16 protein-coding genes are annotated in these 16,122 nt (G+C 70.2%); 9 read left to right on the top strand and 7 right to left on the bottom strand.

What is annotated here, in order from left to right:
* Positions 1 to 33 precede the first annotated feature (33 nt).
* Complete coding sequence (locus ACWCOV_RS28075) at positions 34 to 357, top strand: winged helix-turn-helix domain-containing protein (protein ID WP_449832310.1); 324 nt, start codon at positions 34 to 36, stop codon at positions 355 to 357.
* Positions 354 to 1,805 carry a sensor histidine kinase gene (locus ACWCOV_RS28080; RefSeq protein ID WP_449832311.1) on the top strand — a complete coding sequence of 484 codons (1,452 nt, stop codon included), beginning with the start codon at positions 354 to 356 and terminating at the stop codon, positions 1,803 to 1,805. The genes ACWCOV_RS28075 and ACWCOV_RS28080 overlap by 4 nt, the downstream gene beginning before the upstream one ends.
* Here ACWCOV_RS28080 and ACWCOV_RS28085 read toward each other — a convergent pair.
* Complete coding sequence (locus tag ACWCOV_RS28085) at positions 1,765 to 2,988, bottom strand: alpha-hydroxy acid oxidase (protein ID WP_449832312.1); 1,224 nt, start codon at positions 2,986 to 2,988, stop codon at positions 1,765 to 1,767. The two genes, ACWCOV_RS28080 and ACWCOV_RS28085, sit on opposite strands and share 41 nt — an antisense overlap.
* A gap of 92 nt (positions 2,989 to 3,080) precedes the next feature.
* Here ACWCOV_RS28085 and ACWCOV_RS28090 point away from each other — a divergent pair, with 92 nt between their 5' ends.
* Entirely contained in the window at positions 3,081 to 3,842 is a 762-nt protein-coding gene (locus ACWCOV_RS28090) for a FadR/GntR family transcriptional regulator (RefSeq protein ID WP_449832313.1), read from the top strand.
* Here ACWCOV_RS28090 and ACWCOV_RS28095 read toward each other — a convergent pair.
* Complete coding sequence (locus tag ACWCOV_RS28095; RefSeq protein WP_449832314.1) at positions 3,765 to 4,199, bottom strand: DUF6069 family protein; 435 nt, start codon at positions 4,197 to 4,199, stop codon at positions 3,765 to 3,767. The genes ACWCOV_RS28090 and ACWCOV_RS28095 overlap by 78 nt on opposite strands.
* Before the next feature lie 159 nt (positions 4,200 to 4,358).
* On the opposite strand from ACWCOV_RS28095, the gene ACWCOV_RS28100 reads away from it, so the two are divergent.
* The 5 genes from ACWCOV_RS28100 (at position 4,359) to ACWCOV_RS28120 (ending at position 8,718) form a co-directional block, all read left to right on the top strand.
* Positions 4,359 to 5,513: a sensor histidine kinase gene (locus ACWCOV_RS28100; RefSeq protein WP_449832315.1), complete on the top strand. Its 1,155-nt coding sequence runs from the start codon at positions 4,359 to 4,361 to the stop codon at positions 5,511 to 5,513.
* Complete coding sequence (locus tag ACWCOV_RS28105) at positions 5,510 to 6,163, top strand: response regulator (protein WP_449832316.1); 654 nt, start codon at positions 5,510 to 5,512, stop codon at positions 6,161 to 6,163. Before ACWCOV_RS28100 ends, ACWCOV_RS28105 begins: the two co-directional genes overlap by 4 nt.
* A gap of 21 nt (positions 6,164 to 6,184) precedes the next feature.
* The gene (locus ACWCOV_RS28110) at positions 6,185 to 6,850 is read left to right on the top strand and encodes a response regulator (RefSeq protein WP_449832317.1); all 666 of its coding nucleotides are present in this window, start codon (positions 6,185 to 6,187) and stop codon (positions 6,848 to 6,850) included.
* Positions 6,851 to 6,986: 136 nt separating this feature from the next.
* A complete protein-coding gene (locus tag ACWCOV_RS28115; RefSeq protein ID WP_449832318.1) occupies positions 6,987 to 7,883 on the top strand; it encodes an ABC transporter ATP-binding protein in 897 nt (298 codons plus the stop codon).
* Positions 7,873 to 8,718: an ABC transporter permease subunit gene (locus ACWCOV_RS28120; RefSeq protein WP_449832319.1), complete on the top strand. Its 846-nt coding sequence runs from the start codon at positions 7,873 to 7,875 to the stop codon at positions 8,716 to 8,718. The genes ACWCOV_RS28115 and ACWCOV_RS28120 overlap by 11 nt, the downstream gene beginning before the upstream one ends.
* Here ACWCOV_RS28120 and ACWCOV_RS28125 read toward each other — a convergent pair.
* Genes ACWCOV_RS28125 through ACWCOV_RS28140 form a run of 4 tightly spaced genes read right to left on the bottom strand, consistent with a single transcriptional unit; the run spans position 8,711 to position 14,015 of the window.
* A complete protein-coding gene (locus ACWCOV_RS28125; protein ID WP_449832320.1) occupies positions 8,711 to 9,979 on the bottom strand; it encodes a glycoside hydrolase family 125 protein in 1,269 nt (422 codons plus the stop codon). The genes ACWCOV_RS28120 and ACWCOV_RS28125 overlap by 8 nt on opposite strands.
* An 8-nt stretch (positions 9,980 to 9,987) precedes the next feature.
* Positions 9,988 to 11,244, bottom strand: coding sequence for an ROK family transcriptional regulator (locus ACWCOV_RS28130; RefSeq protein WP_449832321.1), 1,257 nt, complete (start codon positions 11,242 to 11,244; stop codon positions 9,988 to 9,990).
* A complete protein-coding gene (locus tag ACWCOV_RS28135; RefSeq protein WP_449832322.1) occupies positions 11,241 to 12,773 on the bottom strand; it encodes a hypothetical protein in 1,533 nt (510 codons plus the stop codon). Before ACWCOV_RS28135 ends, ACWCOV_RS28130 begins: the two co-directional genes overlap by 4 nt.
* Before the next feature lie 39 nt (positions 12,774 to 12,812).
* Positions 12,813 to 14,015 carry a cysteine desulfurase-like protein gene (locus ACWCOV_RS28140; RefSeq protein WP_449832323.1) on the bottom strand — a complete coding sequence of 401 codons (1,203 nt, stop codon included), beginning with the start codon at positions 14,013 to 14,015 and terminating at the stop codon, positions 12,813 to 12,815.
* A 120-nt stretch (positions 14,016 to 14,135) separates the two neighbouring features.
* Here ACWCOV_RS28140 and ACWCOV_RS28145 point away from each other — a divergent pair, with 120 nt between their 5' ends.
* A complete protein-coding gene (locus ACWCOV_RS28145; RefSeq protein WP_449832324.1) occupies positions 14,136 to 15,107 on the top strand; it encodes a DMT family transporter in 972 nt (323 codons plus the stop codon).
* Here ACWCOV_RS28145 and ACWCOV_RS28150 read toward each other — a convergent pair.
* Positions 15,096 to 16,085 carry a DMT family transporter gene (locus ACWCOV_RS28150; RefSeq protein ID WP_449832325.1) on the bottom strand — a complete coding sequence of 330 codons (990 nt, stop codon included), beginning with the start codon at positions 16,083 to 16,085 and terminating at the stop codon, positions 15,096 to 15,098. The genes ACWCOV_RS28145 and ACWCOV_RS28150 overlap by 12 nt on opposite strands.
* Positions 16,086 to 16,122 lie beyond the last annotated feature (37 nt).

The following is a 16,122-nucleotide window of genomic DNA, read 5'->3' on the forward strand; positions in this document are numbered from 1 at the left end:
CCGACAGCACTCTGCCGACCAGGAGCCACCGCCATGTCCATCCGCATGTCAGTCCTCATGCTGACCGTCGGCAAGCTGGTACTCGACGCGGAGGGGCATCAGGTGACGCGGGCGGGGCAGCCGCTGCGGGTCTCCCCCACCGAGTTCCGGCTGCTGCACTACCTGATGGAGAACGCCGGACGCGTGGTCTCCAAGGGACAGATCCTCGACCGGGTGTGGCGCTACGACTTCAACGGAGACACCAGCATCGTCGACACCTACATCTCCTACCTCCGGCGCAAGGTCGACGACGAGGAGCCGAAGCTGATCCACACCGTGCACGGCGTGGGTTATGTGATGCGGGCGCCGAAGGCATGAGCCGCGTCTCGCTGCGGATCCGGCTGCTGCTGCTCACCACGGCCCTGCTGCTGGCCGGGCTGACGCTGATCAGCGCGGTCGTCTCCGAACAGCTGGAGCGGTACCAGCTCGGCCGGCTCGACAGTCAGCTGCGCTCGTTCACCGAGATCATCTCGACCGTGTCGGCCACCGGACCTCCCAAGAACACGCCGGGTCAGCCGCAGCTGCTCGATCCAGCGCTGGATCTCGTCGGAGCGCCGTACCTCGTCTATCTGGACGCCGGCGGCGCGGTGGTGGGGACGCTGCACTCCTCGCGGGTGCAGGCTGAGGCGCTGCCATCGACCGATGCCTTGCGCACGATCCCGACCGATGGGACTGCCGTCGTACTGCGTGCGGCTGAAGGTCGTTGGCGGGCCGTCGCCCGGTCCACCATCGGCTGGGACGGCAAGGTGATCGCGGCAGCACCGCTCACCGAGGCCGATGCCACGATCGCTCGGCTCCGGAGCACCAGTCTGATCTCGGGCGCTGCCCTGCTCGTCCTCCTGACCGCTGTCGGTTGGTGGGCGCTCGGCCGCGGGCTCAAGCCATTACGCCGGATCGAACACACCGCGGCGGCCATCGCCGACGGCGACCTGAGCCGGCGAGTCCCCGGACTGGCCGCGCCGACCACCGAGATCGGGCACCTCGCCACCTCGCTCAACACCATGCTCGGCCAGCTCGAACGAGCCTTCGCCGACCGGGAGGCCTCCGAGGCCCGGATGCGCACTTTCCTCGCCGACGTCAGCCACGAGCTGCGCACTCCGCTGGTCGGCATCAAGGGCTCGACCGAGCTGTACCGGATGGGCGCGCTGCCCGAGCAGACGGACATCGACGACGCGATGCACCGCATCGATCGCGAAGCCACCCGGCTCGCCGCGCTCACCGAGGACCTGCTGCTGCTCGCCCAACTCGACGAAGCGCCGGAAGGCCACCTCGACCCGATGCCCATGGATCTCCGCACGCTGGCCAACGACGCCCGGCACGATCTGCGCGCCCTCGACCCGTCCCGCCCGATCACGCTCACCGGACCAGACGGCGACGGACAACCGGGTCCTGCTCCAGTCCAAGGCGACGAGGACCGGCTGCGACAGGTCATCACCAACCTGGTCGGCAACGCCGCCGCCCACACGCCGCCGGGCACACCGGTCCGCATCGGCGTCGGTACGGCGGACGGCCACGCCGTACTCGAAGTCGCCGACCAAGACCCCGGGATGACGCCGGAGCAGGCGGAACGCGTCTTCGACCGCTTCTACCGAGCGGATCGCTCGCGCAACCACTCAGCGGGAGCCAACACCGGGCTCGGGCTGTCCATCGCCCGCTCGATAGCCCGAGCCCACAACGGCGACGTCGTACTGCGAACCGCTGTGGGCGAAGGTTCTACGTTCCGGCTCACACTCCCGTTGCTGGAAGGCGGACGTGCGACGGGTTGAGGTCGGCGACCCGGGAGACGCCCAGCAGCGCCATCGTGCGGCGGACCTCCTTGGTGAGGATCTCGGCGGCTCGGGCCACACCACGCTGGCCGCCGGCCATCAGGCCGTACAGGTACGCACGGCCGACCAGGCAGGCGTCGGCGCCCAGAGCGATCGAAGCGACGATGTCCGCGCCGGACATGATGCCGGTGTCGAGGTAGATCTCGGCGTCGCTGCCGACCGCCTTGCGGACGTCCGGGAGGATGCGCAGCGGTGTCGGCGCCCGGTCGAGCTGCCGGCCACCGTGGTTGGACAGCACGATCGCGTCCGCGCCCGCGTCGACCACCCGGCGGGCGTCGTCGACGGTCTGGATGCCCTTCACGATCAGCGGACCCGACCAGATCGACCGCAGCCAGTTCAGGTCGTCGATCGTCATCGTCGGGTCGAACAGCTTGTCCAGCAGCTCGGCGACCGTGCCGTCCCAGGTGGACAGTGACGCGAAGGTCAGCGGCCGCGTGGTCAGCAGGTTCGCCCACCAGGCGGGGTGCAGCGACGCGTCCAGGACGGTCTTCGCGGTCAACGACGGCGGGATGGTGAAGCCGTTGCGCACGTCGCGCAGCCGGGCACCCGCCACCGGTACGTCGACCGTCAGCATCAGCGCCTCGTACCCGGCGGCGGCCGACCGCTTCACCAGGTCCTCGCCCGCGTCGCGGTCCTTCCACACGTACAGCTGGAACCACTTGCGCGCGTCCGGACCGGCCGCGGCGACGTCCTCGATCGACGTCGTCCCCATCGTGGACAGCGCGTACGGGATGCCGATCTGCTCGGCGACCTTGACGACCGCGCTCTCGCCCTCGTGGTTCATCATCCGGGTGAAGCCGGTCGGCGCGAACGCGAACGGCAGCTCCGAGCGGCCGCCCAGGATCGAGGTGCCCAGGTCGATGTCGGACACGTCGCGCAGGATCGACGGCTGCAGCTCCATCTCGGCGAACAGCCGGCGGGCCCGCCGCAGGCTGATCTCCGCCTCGGCCGCGCCGTCGGTGTAGTCGAACACCGACCGCGGCGTGCGCCGCTTGGCGATCGCCCGCAGGTCCGGGATCGTGAGCGCCTTCTCCAGCCGGCGTTCGGTCGGGTTCACCGTGACCGGCTTCGGCCGCAGCAGCGGCTTGAGCTCGGACCATTTCGGGAGCTGTCGGTCGGTCATCACTACTCCGGCGGAGGGGATCCTGTGGTCGGACCACAGCATAGCCTGTGGTCCGACCACACAGGTAGAGTCGTCCACATGCGGAGCTGCGGGTGAAGAACTACGAGCTGGTGCTGCATCGGGTCGAGGCCGAGCTGGCGGCGGGACGACTGCGGATCGGCGAGCGGCTGCCCGGTGAGCGGGTGCTGGCCGAGCAGCTCGGGATCAGCCGGCCGTCGGTGCGCGAGGCGGTCCGGGTGCTGGAGGCGATGGGGGTCGTCCGGACGGCGACCGGGTCCGGGCCGGAGGCCGGCGCGGTGATCGTCGCGGAGCCGGTGTCACCGCTGACCGCCGTACTCCGGTTGCACCTGGCAACCAATCACCTGCCGATGGCCGACGTGGTTCAGACCCGGATCCTGCTGGAGTCGTGGGCCGCCCGGGAGGCGGCCGGGCGGCAGGCGGCGGCCGGAGAGCTCAAGCTGGCCGAGGACCTGCTCGACCAGATGGACACCGAGGGCATGTCGCCGGAGGAGTTCCATCTGCTCGACGCCGAGTTCCACGTGGCGTTGTCCGGCCTGGCCGGGAACGTGCTGATCGCGGCGGTGATGGCCTCGTTGCGGTCGGCGATCCACGGGTACGTGCTGGCCGCCGTACCCAATCTGCCGGACTGGGAGGCGACCGCAGTCGGGCTGCGGGCCGAGCACCGGGCGATCCTGAAGGCGATCCGGTCCGGCGAGCAGAGCGCTGCCGCCGACCTGGTCACGGCCCACATCCGGAACTTCTACGAAGCGGCTGCCCTAGCACCGTTCGGCGGCGGACAGCGCGGTACGGCGGAGGCCGAAGATGACCGTGGCTCCGACGACGAGGTGCAGTGAGGCGAGACCGAGCTTCGCGCCGACGCCGATGCCGCTGAAGAGCGGGCTGCCGAGCGAGGTGAGGCAGGCGATCACCGCGACGACGGTCCACGCCTTGCGGGCGTTGAGCGTACGGCGTTCCAGGATCGCCAGCAGACCCCAGCCGGCGAAGGCCATCGCGGCCGAGGCGAAGAAGACCGAGCCGGGGCCGACCTGGATCCGGGAGCCCTGCTGAGCCTCGAGCTCGATCCCGGCGACTGGCGCCAGCAACGCCCACACGGCGAGGGCGGCGACGACGGTGACGCCGACCACGGCCAGCCGGCTGCGGCCTTCGACCCGGATGGGGCGAGTGGGGGTGATTGTCGAAGTGGTCGACATGGTGGCTACCTCCAGATGCGGTTGTTGTAGGCATCAAGGTCGCCGAGGACCGTAGACGGCGGCATCGGTCGCGAGGCTGGCGTGCCTCCACCCGAAGTGATCCAGGCATCGACTTTGGTCGGTGGTTGCGGACGGCCGCCGCCGCCTAGTCTCGGCGGCGTGGAGGAAAGCATGGAGGACGGATGTAGGCCGCCGCGGCGCAGTGTGTGGGCAGATGTCAGTGCGCTGTCCGTCATCGGGATCTTGGTGGGGATGACGATCGTCGGCCGGATGTCCGACCCCGCCGAGCGCAAGTGGCTGGTGCTCGACCTCGTCGTCGGGATCGTCGCCACCGGGCTGATCCTCACTTTGAAACGCCGCCCGGTCGGTGGTGCGTACGTGCTGGCCGCGCTCGCGGCCCTCTCCCCCGCGGCGACTCCGCCTTCGACCGTCGGGACGCTGACCGTTGCCCAACGGCGTCCGTTGCGCACCGCGGTCCTCGTCGCCGTCGCGGGCATCGTGGGCCACTTGATTCAAGGCCTCTGGCGGCCGATCGGCAATCTTCCCTTCGGCTGGTTCGCCGTCCTCGACATCGCCGTCCACGCCGCGCTGCTCGGCTGGGGGCAGTGGGACCAGGCCCGGCGGCAGGTGCTCGCGTCGCTGCGTGAGCGTGCTCGAAAGGCCGAGGCCGAACAGGGTCGCCGGGTCGCCGAGGCACGCGCCCTCGAACGGACCAGGATGGCGCGTGAGATGCACGACGTACTCGCGCATCGGCTCTCGCTGCTCGCGACCTACGCCGGCGCACTCGAGTACCGGCCGGATTCGTCGCCGGAGAAGCTCGCGAAGGCGGCCGGCGTGATTCGGACCGGCGTGCACCAGGCGCTCGACGAGCTGCGCGAGGTGATCAACGTGCTGCGGGACGAGGACGTGTACGAAGGGCGGCCGCAGCCGACGTATCAGGACCTCACGGCCCTCGTCGCGGAGTCTCGTGAGGCGGGTACGACGATCGCGTACGACGATCTGGTCGCCGACGCGACGACGTTGCCTCCGGCAACCGGACGGACCGCGTACCGGATCGTGCAGGAAGGGCTCACGAACGCCCGCAAGCACGCGGCCGGGCGCCCGGTGAAGCTCACGGTGACCGGGCAGGCGGGTGACGGGCTGCGGATCGCGCTGACCAACCCCGGGTCGAACGGCGCCTCGCTCACGCCCGGCAGTGGCACCGGGCTCGTCGGCCTGACGGAACGCGTCCAGCTCGCGGGCGGCACGCTGGACCACGGCAGGCTGCCCGACGGCGGCTTCCGGCTGGAGGCCTCGCTACCGTGGCCGTCATGACCGAGACGATCCGGGTGCTGGTGGTCGACGACGACGCGCTGGTTCGGGCGAGCCTGGAGATGATGCTCGACGGGGCGAACGGGATCGCGGTCGTCGCCCAGGCCGCGGACGGTGACGAGGTCCCGGCCGCGGTGGACGCGCACTTCCCGGACGTCGTACTGATGGATCTGCGGATGCCGCGGGTGGACGGGATCGTCGCGACCCGGCGGGTGCGGGCCCGGGCGAATCCGCCGGAGGTCGTCGTGCTGACCACGTTCGACACCGACGAGAACGTGCTGCACGCGCTGCGCGCCGGGGCGAGCGGGTTCCTGCTGAAGGACACCCCGCCGGCTCAGATCGTCGACGCCGTACGGCGGGTCGCCGCCGGAGACCCGATCCTGTCGCCGGGGATCACACGGCGGCTGATGGACCGGGCCGCGACGCAGGCGGACGCGCACACGATCGCGCAGGAGGCGCTCAGACGGCTGTCGCCGCGCGAGTACGACGTGGTGCTGGCGGTCGCTCAGGGTAAGTCGAACGCGCAGATCAGCTCCGAGCTGTACATGAGCGTGGCGACGGTGAAGGCGCACATCTCGCACATCCTCACCAAGCTGGAGCTCGGCAACCGCACCCAGATCGCGCTTCTCGCTCACGATGCGGGTTTGGCCTGAGAATGGCTTAGGTTGGGCGGCATGATTCGGGTGCTGCTGGCGGATGACCAGGCGTTGGTGCGGGCCGGGTTCCGGTCGCTGCTGAACGCCGAGGACGACATCACCGTGATCGGCGAGGTGTCGGACGGGGCCGAGGCGGTCGCCGTGGCGCGGGCGGAGAAGCCGGACGTGGTGCTGATGGACATCCGGATGCCCGGCACCGACGGGCTGGAGGCGACCCGGCAGATCGGCGCCGACGAGTCGCTGGCCGACGTCCACGTGGTGATCCTGACGACGTTCGACCTGGACGAGTACGTGTTCGAGGCGCTGCGGGTCGGCGCCAGCGGGTTCCTGGTGAAGGACACCGAGCCGGTCGAGCTGCTGCAGGCGGTGCGGGTCGTCGCGCGCGGTGACGCGCTGCTGTCCCCCGGCGTCACCCGGCGGCTGGTCGCGGAGTTCGCCAGCCGGAGCCGGCAGCCGCACGCCAGCACGGAACTCGACGTCCTCACCGACCGCGAGAAGGAGATCGTCGCCCTGGTCGGCGAGGGCCTCTCGAACGACGAGATCGCCGAACGCCTCGTCCTCAGCCCGGCCACCGCCAAAACCCACGTCAGCCGAGCCATGATCAAGCTCGGCGTCCGCGACCGCGCCCAACTCGTCGTAGTCGCCTACCAAACCGGCCTGGTCCGCCCCGGCTGGCTCGGTTGACCTTCAACCCACCTGGAGCCCGACGCACACGTCGCTTGGGGACTCATCCGAGTAGCTGAGTACTCCGGTGGGGGTACCTGCGGTCACTCCCGTCAGCCGACGCGACAGACGGCCTCCGAGCGGCAGTCTCGAGGGTATGGATGCACTAGTTGAGGTCAGTGGGCTGACGAAACGGTACGGCGACACCCTGGCTGTTGACGGGGTTGATCTGACTGTTCTGCCTGGTGAGGTGTACGGGTTTCTCGGGCCGAACGGGGCCGGGAAGACGACGACGCTGCGGATTCTCACCGGGCTGATCGCACCGACGAGTGGTGACGTGCGCGTGCTCGGCGGTGCGCCCGGGCAGCCCGACGTACTCGGGCGGACCGGGTCGATGATCGAGTCGCCGGCGTTCTACCCGTACCTGTCCGGCCTGGACAACCTGCGGCTGCTGGCCGAGTACGCGGCGGTGCCGCGGCGGAAGATCGACGAGGTGCTGGAGCTGGTCGACCTGACCGACCGCGCCCGGGACCGGTTCTCGACGTACTCCCTGGGGATGAAGCAGCGGCTCGGCGTGGCCGCGGCGCTGCTGAAGGATCCCGAGCTGGTGATCCTGGACGAGCCGACCAACGGGCTCGACCCGGCCGGGATGCGGGACATGCGCCGGCTGATCCGCGAGCTCGGCTCCGGCGGCCGGACCGTGCTGCTGTCCAGCCATCTGCTCGGCGAGGTGCAGCAGATCTGCGACCGGGTCGGCATCATCAACTCCGGCCGGATGGTTGCCGAGCACAACGTCGAGGAACTGCGCGGCGAACAGGAGCTCGTCATCCGCGCCACCCCGCGCGACCAGGCGCAGTCGGTCCTGGCCGGCTTCGGCACCGTGCACCAGTACGACGACACGCTCCGGGTGCAGGTGGATCCGCAGCGCGCGGCCGAGGTGAACCGGGTGCTCGTCGAGGCCGGGATCGAGGTCTCCGAGTTGCGCACCACCGAACGCGCACTCGAGGACGTGTTCTTCGAGCTCACGACGGAGGAGAAGGCCGATGTCGGGTAGCTACCGCGCGGAGCTGCTGAAGCTCCGCAAGCGTTCGGCGGCCTGGGTGCTGTTCGGCGCCGGGCTCGTGCTCAGCCTGATCTTCGGCTACCTGCTGCCCTACCTGGGCTACGCCACCGGAGACGAGAACCCGCAGACCGACGGCGTGCCGCGCGGCGAGATCCTGCGCGGGATGCTGCCGGAACGGGTCATGGACAACACGATCGGCGGCTACCCGATCTTCGCCGGCGCCCTCGCCTTGGTGCTCGGCGCGATCGTCGTCGGCGGCGAGTACGCCTGGGGCACGCTGAAGACGATCCTCACCCAGCGCCCGGGGCGCGGCGCCGTACTGGTCTCGCAGTTCCTCGCGCTGGCGACCATGATCGCGGTCTGGGTGCTGGGCATCTTCGCCGCGTGTGCACTGTGCAGCATAGGAATCGCGGCCGCGGAGAACGGTTCGATGGACTGGCCCGGTGTGACCGCGATCCTCGAAGGACTCGCCGGTGGCTGGCTGGTGCTGATGATGTGGTGCCTGGCCGGCGCGGTCCTAGCCGTTGCCTTCCGCAACGTTGCGCTGCCGATCGGGCTCGGCGTGGTGTGGATCCTCGGCATCGAGACGTTGCTGGCCGGCGTCGTGAGCAGCCTGCTCCCAGGTCTGGACTGGCTCGCCAACGCGTTGCCAGGCAGCAACGCAGGCTCGCTGGTGTTCAGCGTGACGGGGATGGCCGCCGCCGACGCACCGCCTGGTGTGCGCGATGCGGTCGGCGGCGGACGCGCCCTGCTGACGTTGCTGGCCTACTGCACGGTCTTCGCCGTACTGGCCGCCTGGACCACGCGCCGCCGCGACGTCACCTGATCCCGGCGTGAACCAGGGCGAGCTCGCAGAACATGGCGTTCGCCCAGGAGAACCACTCGCGGGTGTACTGCGACGGATCGTCGACGTCGAAACCCTCGTGCATCTGGCCGGTGCCGCCGGTCGTGTCCCGGAGGAGCTCCAGCAGCCGCTGGCGCTCCTCCGCCGACGTGCTGGAGATTCCCTGCACGGCCAGGGCGATGTGCCAGATGTAGTTCGGCGGGGTGTGCGGGCTGCCGATGCCGGCCGCGTGCGTGCCGCTGTAGTAGTACGGGTTCTCCGGGCTGAGCAGGAGCTTGCGGGTGGCGAGGTACGTCGGGTCGTCGGCGGCGGCGTACCCGGTCAGCGGGATCGACAGCAGGCTCGGCATGTTGGCGTCGTCCATCAGCAGCGACTCGCCCAGCCCGTCCACCTCGTAGGCGTAGACCCGTCCGTGCTCCGGGTGGTCGACGGTGCCGTGCTGCGCGATCCCGTCGTCGATGTCCGCCTTCAGCGCCTTGGCCCGATCCGCCAGCGGCTCGTCGCGGAGCGCCTCGGTCGCGATCTCCTCCAGGTAGCCGAGCACCACCGACGCGAACATGTTGCCGGGCACGTTGAACCCGAGCTCGGTCGCGTCGTCACTCGGCCGGAACGCGCTCCACGACATCCCGGTCGGCCGGGTCAGCCGGCCACGGCCGTCGCGGACCAGCGTGTCCGACGGCCGGTCGTCATGCCGCTGGAACCGGTACGGCGACCTGTTCTCGTGGTCCTGCTCGACCGTCCAGAGCTCGAGGATCGCCTTGGCCGCGGCGGTGAACCGCTCGTCGATCACGTCGGCGCGGCCGGTGACCCGCCAGAGCCGGTAGGCCAGCTCGAGCGGGAAGCACAGCGAGTCGATCTCGTACTTGCGCTCCCACACCCACGGCGACATCTCGGTCTCGTCGGTAGTGTGCCCGGCCCCGTTCGCCTCCTTGTTGAAGGCGTTCGCGTACGGGTCCAGGACGACGTACTCGAGCTGGCGGTGCAGGACGCCGATCAGCACATCCTGCAGCCCCGGGTCGTCGGCGCACAGCAGCAGGTACGGCCGGAGCTGGGCGGCCGAGTCACGCAACCACATCGCTGGGATGTCCCCGGTCAGCACGAACGTCGTCCCGTCCGGCAGCCGCTCGGCCACCGCCGGCAGGTTCTCCGCCATCGACCGCCGGAACATCTCCGCGATCACCGCGTCCCCGCTCGCCCGGCGAACCTCGGCGGTGGCGCGCTCCAGCACGCCGGCATCGATCATCAACACATTCACCTTTCAGCAACAAGCTCGCCGGGGAGCACGGAGGGGTTGGGGGAGAAGGTTTGGTCGAGGACGAGGCTGGCGGCGCCGATGGCGCCGACGTCGGCGCCCAGGGCGGTGCCGGCGACCTCGAAGGGGTGTACGGAGCGGACCAGGAAGCGTTCCTTCAGGGCGTCCTGGACGGCGTCGCCGAAGAACGGGGCGAGCTGTTCCCAGTGCGGGCCGCCGAAGACGACGCGGTCCAGGTCGAGCAGGTTCGCGATGTCCTCGACTGCTTTCGCGACCCGTTCGGCGAGTGCGGCAACGATCTCACGACCCACGCCGGGGCCCGCCTCGGCCTCCGCGCAGAGCTTCGCGAACGCGGTGTCGACCGCCTGCCGGTCGTCGAGATCGATGCCTTGGGCAAGTACGCCGGCCTGGACCGCCTGCTGCACCAGGTATCGCGGCTGGCTGGTCTCGCCGACGCAGCCGCGCCGGCCGCAGTAGCAGAGGGGACCGTCCGGGTCGACGATCACGTGGCCGATCTCCCCCACGTTGCTGGACGAGCCGCGGACCACCTCGTCGCGGATCACCAGCCCGGCGCCGATCCCGGTGCCGAGGTAGAAGAACACGAAGCTGCCGGAGCCGCCCGCCCACTTCTCCGCCGACGCCGCGGCCGTCACATCCTTGTCCAGCAAGACCGGCAGCCCGGTCCGCTCACGCAGCTCGTCCCGCAACGGCACCAGATGCCACGCGGCCAGATTCGGCGGCTCGACGACCACGCCACGCTCGACGTCGATCGGTCCCGGCGCCGCGATCCCGACGCCGACCACCCGGTCCCGCGGCGCGCCGGCCGCGTCGATCACGTCCTCGATCGTCGCCGCGATCCGGTCGATCAGTACGGCGGGATCGTCGGCGTACGGCGTACCGACACTGCGTCGCGCGACCACGTCACCGGTCAGGTCGAGCACCACGACGGTCACGACAGCCGGGTCCAGGTGCACGCCGACGGCGTACTGCCCGGACGGCTCGAGCTCGAGCAGCGTCCGCGGTTTGCCGAGCCCCGCGCTCTTCTGCCGGCCCGCCTCACGGACCAGCCCGGCGTCCAGCAACCGGCGGATGATGTTGGAGATCGCCTGCCCGGACAGGCCGGTCACCTCGGCCAGCTCCACCCGGCTGAGCTGCTCGGTACGGCGGATCGCGTCCAGCACCACGGCGTCGTTGAACCCGCCGACCCGATCCAGATTGGTCCCCCGGCGTACGGCCACCAAACCCCCAGATGTCACGGTGAAACCGGATCCGCGCCCCACGGACGAACCCAGTCGTAGTGGATCGTCTCCGCGCCACTACGCCACGAGCCCGGCGTCGTGCTCACCAGCCAGTCGACCGGCTCGATCCCGGACGCGTCACCACCACTGAGCGCCAACCGTATACCTTCGCTCAGCGCCCGGTCCGACTGCTCCGTGCGCGCAGCCGGATCGACCGACACGAACAGCGCCGTACCCGATCGCGCGACCAGGTCGAGGAACCGCTGGTTCAGCTCCCACGGCGTCTGCGGCGTGCACGGCACGCAGTCGGCGTCGACGGTGAAGAACCGGTTGTGCTGCGGCAGCCGGAACGCGAGCGTGTTCACGCCCATCTTCCGCGTCCGCTCCCAGTCGCGACCCGACGTGTCGTCACCGGTGCGCTGTACGTCGACCAGCCCGGCCGCGAGGTGTCCGACGGTGTTGCACCCGATCAGTACGACGTCGTCCGCAGCCGACCGGATCTCGCGGTAGAACGCCAGCACGATCTCGGCCGACGTCCGGGTGCTGTCGCGGAACGGCCGGCCGTCGGTCAGTCCCGAGACCATCGCCGGTCCCCAGCGACCGAAGGTGTCGAAGGTGCTGAAGTCGTGCTTCACCAGTTCGAAACCCCAGTCCTTGAACCGCTGCAGGTCCGATCGGACTAGGTCGAGCACTGCCGGGTCGGACGGGTCCAGCGCGTGCGAAGGCTCGCGGACCCGCAGCGGGCGGAACCACAGGCCGGGACGAGCGCCGATCGCCTTGATGGCGGCCGCGGTGCCGGCCAGGTCGTCGAAGACTCCGGGAGTGCCTGCGTCCCACGGTCCGCCGGAAGCGATACCGCCCGGGTACCAGCCGTCGTCGACCACACTGAAGGGCTTGACCGGATGACCGTCCGCGAGCTCGACGACAGTGGCCGCGTCCTGGAGCACCGCCTTCTCGTCGAAGTTCTCGCCGTACGCGTAGTACCAGTTGTTCGCCCCGACCACCGGCGCGGGCTCAGGTCGCGCCGGTAGCCGGGAACTCATGGCGGCGACCGCTGCGTGCAGGGTCAGCCAGGGGGTGCCGGCGTCCTCGAACCGGCGGACTGTCGCGGCGGTCAGGGTCCGGCCGTTGAGGTCGGTCGGGCCGTCGCCGTTGCGGAGGTCGAGCCAGAGCGTGAAGCCGTCGGCGTCGACCGTCCACGAGCAGAACGCGTTCGGCTGCACGTCCACGCCGGCGCCGGAGGTCCGGCCGGTGGCCGGGTCGTGGCTGAGGAAGTACCACGGCAGCTGGCGCTCTGGTTGCTGGTGACGCCACTGCAGGTCGCCGTACGAGCGTTCCCAGGCGTCGCCGAGGATCAGGGACCCGGCAGGCAACGCTTCGGACCAGCGGATCGCGACGCGCGAGATCGTCTGCGCAGTAACCTCGAGAGCGCCGTCGGACCAGGTCACTTCGACGCCTGCGACCGACCAGGTGGCGCCGTTGCGCACGGCTGTGGTCAGGGTGTCCGAGGGGCCGACCTGGACGAAGACCGCACTCGGTTCGCTCACCTGACTCCCTCGTGGACGGAATTTCCCCACGGACTTTAGTTAGTGGTCAGAAGAACCGTCAAGACTCTCCACGGCGGCGACGAGACGGTCCACATCGGACTGGTCCGTGTACGGCGCGAGGCCGACGCGGACCGCTCCGGCGGCGCCCAGACCGAGGTGGCGGGCGGGCTCGTAGGCGTAGAACGAACCCGCCGGCGCGTTGACCTTCGCCGCCGCCAGACGCTCGGCCACGGCAGCGGGTGTCCAGCCGTCCACGGTGAACAGCAGGGTCGGCGTACGGCGTGCCGCGTGGCCGTAGAGCGTGACGCCGGGGATCGCCGCCAGCCGGGCTTCCAGCTCGTCGCGGAGGTTGTCCTCGTACTCCTCGACGAGCGCCAGCGAGCTCTGCAGACGCTCCCGCCGAGTCGCGCCGGTGCCGCCGAGGCCGGCCAGGAAGTCGATGGCCGCAGTCGTCCCGGCAAGCAGCTCGTACGGCAGCGTGCCCAGCTCGAAGCGTTCCGGTACGACGTCCGTCGACGGCGCCAGCTTGTCCGGGTGCAGCGTCTCGAGCAGCTCCGGCGACGCGGTCAGCGCGCCGAGATGCGGGCCGAAGAACTTGTACGGCGAGCAGACGTAGAAGTCGGCGTACGACGCGTCGACCGGCACGTGTGCGGTCAGGTGGACGCCGTCGACGTACAGCAGCGCCCCGGCGTGGTGGACGAGGTCGGCGATCCGAATGGTGTCAGGACGGGTGCCGAGCAGGTTGGAGGCGCCGGTGACCGCGACCAGCCGGGTGCGGTCGCTGAGCAGCGGCGTGATGTCGTCGAGCTCGGAGGTCTCGGTGTCGAAGCCGAGCCAGCGGACCGTCGCGCCGACCGCCTCCGCCGCCTGCACCCACGGGCGGACGTTCGCGTCGTGGTCGAGCTTCGTCACGACGACCTCGTCACCGGGCCGCCAGGTCTTGGCGAGCGTCCGGGAGAAGTCGTAGGTCAGCTGGGTCATGCTGCGGCCGAACACGATGCCGCGCGGATCGGTGCCGAGCAGGTCGGCGACGGCCTCCCGGGCGCCGACGACGATCTCGTCGGAGCGGCGCTCGGCGGCGGTCAGTGTGCCGCGGTTGGCGATCGCCGAGGTCATCGTGGTGGCGACGGCGTCCGCGACCACCTGCGGGGTCTGCGAGCCGCCGGGACCGTCGAAGTGCGCGGCCCCTTCGTCGAGGGCGGGGAACTGCTTCCGGACAGCAACGACATCGAAGACACCCATGACGGTCATCCTCTCCCCCGCGCCACCCCGGCGACCAGCGGTTGTCCATTTCCGACGAGCGCTGCCCGATGACGGGCAAATTTGTCCAGGTTGTCCCCTCAGTAGTGCAGGATGTCAGGAGTGAGCACCGTTTCGACTACTGACCGGGCCGATTCCAGCGTCCCCCTGCAGGCCTGGCTTCCGACGATGCTGGCCCTGGCGGCCATCTGGGGTTGCAGCTTCCTGTTCATCTCCGTCGGCGTCCGGGAACTGCACCCGCTCTACCTGGCGTTCCTGCGGGTCATCGCCGGGTCACTGGTGCTGCTGACCATCCTGGCCGTGAAGCGCGAGTCGCTGCCGCGCGAGCCGCGGCTGTGGCTGCACTCGTTCGTGGTCGGCGCGGTCGGCTCGGCGATCCCGTGGACCCTGTTCGGGTACGGCGAGCAGCGGATTCCGTCCCTGCTGGCGGGGATCTGGAACGGCATCACCCCGTTGGTCGTGCTGCCGATCGCCGTACTGGCGTTCCGGACCGAGAGGTTCTCGCTGCAGCGGGTGCTCGGGCTGATCATCGGGTTCGGCGGCATGCTGGTCGTCCTCGGCGCGTGGAACGTGCAGGGTGGCGCGGACCTGACCGGCCAGGCGCTGTGCATGCTCGCGGCGGTCTGCTACGGGATCGCGGTGCCGTACCAGAAGCGGTTCATCGCCGGCACCACCCTGTCCGGTACGGCGTTGTCCGCCAGCCTGCTGATCTGCGCGGCGGTCCAGCTCGCGATTGTCGCGCCGATCGTGACCCGGCAGGCGCCGCCGGCGCCGTGGTCGCTGTCGTTCGAGGTGGTCGCCAGTGTGGTCGCACTGGGAGCACTCGGCAGCGGGCTCGCGTTCGTGCTCAGCCTGCGCAACATCCGGTTGATCGGCGCCAGCCGGTCGTCGATGGTGACGTACCTGATGCCGGTGTTCTCGATCCTGGTCGGCGTGATCGTGCTGAAGGAGCACATCACCTGGTACCAGCCGGTCGGCGCGCTGATCGTGCTCTTCGGGGTCGCGGTCTCGCAGGGCCTGCTGCGCAACCTGCGCCGGAAGCCGACGCTCACTCCGGAGGCGTCAGCGGCGTAGGTTCGGGACCGCCGCGACGATGACGGCGACGAGGGCGAGCAGGGTGCCGGCGACGACCGGGAACGTGACTGCCTTGTCGGCGGCCGGGACGAACAGGTCGATGAACAGGCTGGCGATCAGCTGACCCGCGATCGTCCCCAGTCCGAGCACGAACACGCCCACCACGCGCACCACCGCCGCGGCCGCGCTGATGAAGATCACGCCGCAGGCGCCGCCGAGGTACAGCCAGGGCTCGCTCGGCAGGCGGTGCGGTGCACCGCCCAGCGCGAGATCGGCGAGGAAGACGACCAGCAACGCGACGAAGCCGACCAGGAAGTTGACCACGCCGGCCGCGACTGCGCCGTACGCGTTCGGTGCCGCCGCGCGGGCGACGCGGCCGTTGATCGCTTGCTGCACCGCCGTAGCGAGACCGCCGAGGGCAGGCAGTACGGCGAGGAGCAGGCCGTCGGGGTGGCTCAATTGGGAGGACACCGCCAGTACGACGGCCCCGAGTGCGAGGACCGCGCCGACGACGCGGAGGGTGGTGTAGGGCTGCGGACCGGCTGGGCCGAATCCGAGGCGGTCGACGACCAGGCTGCTGACCGCTTGGCCGGCGACGACCGCGACGGTGAAGACGGCGACGCCGATGACCGAGACGGTGATGGACTGCGTCGCGACCAGGTAGGCGCCGGCGAGCCCGCCGAGGCATTGCCACCAGCGCAGGCCGCCGTACCCGCGCATGGGTTTGCGGATCTGGCGCCAGACGTTGACGAGGGCACGGCGGATCGGCGGGACGAGTGCTGTACCGATCAACAGGACCAGCAGGCCGGAGCCGAACGAGATCAGCGCGGCCGCGACGCCGTCGGCGAGCACGTGCCCGAGCTCGCCGTTGAGGCGGGACTGGACCGCGACCAGCATCCCGATGCCGAACGCCGCGCTCAGACCGACGACCTGATGGTGCTTGGTCGAGCGAGCAGGGCGGATGGCGGTCGTGGTCACCCCTCTATCATGACCGTTCGCCGTCTTGCTCCTGACA

The organism is Kribbella sp. NPDC002412 (genome assembly GCF_053592935.1).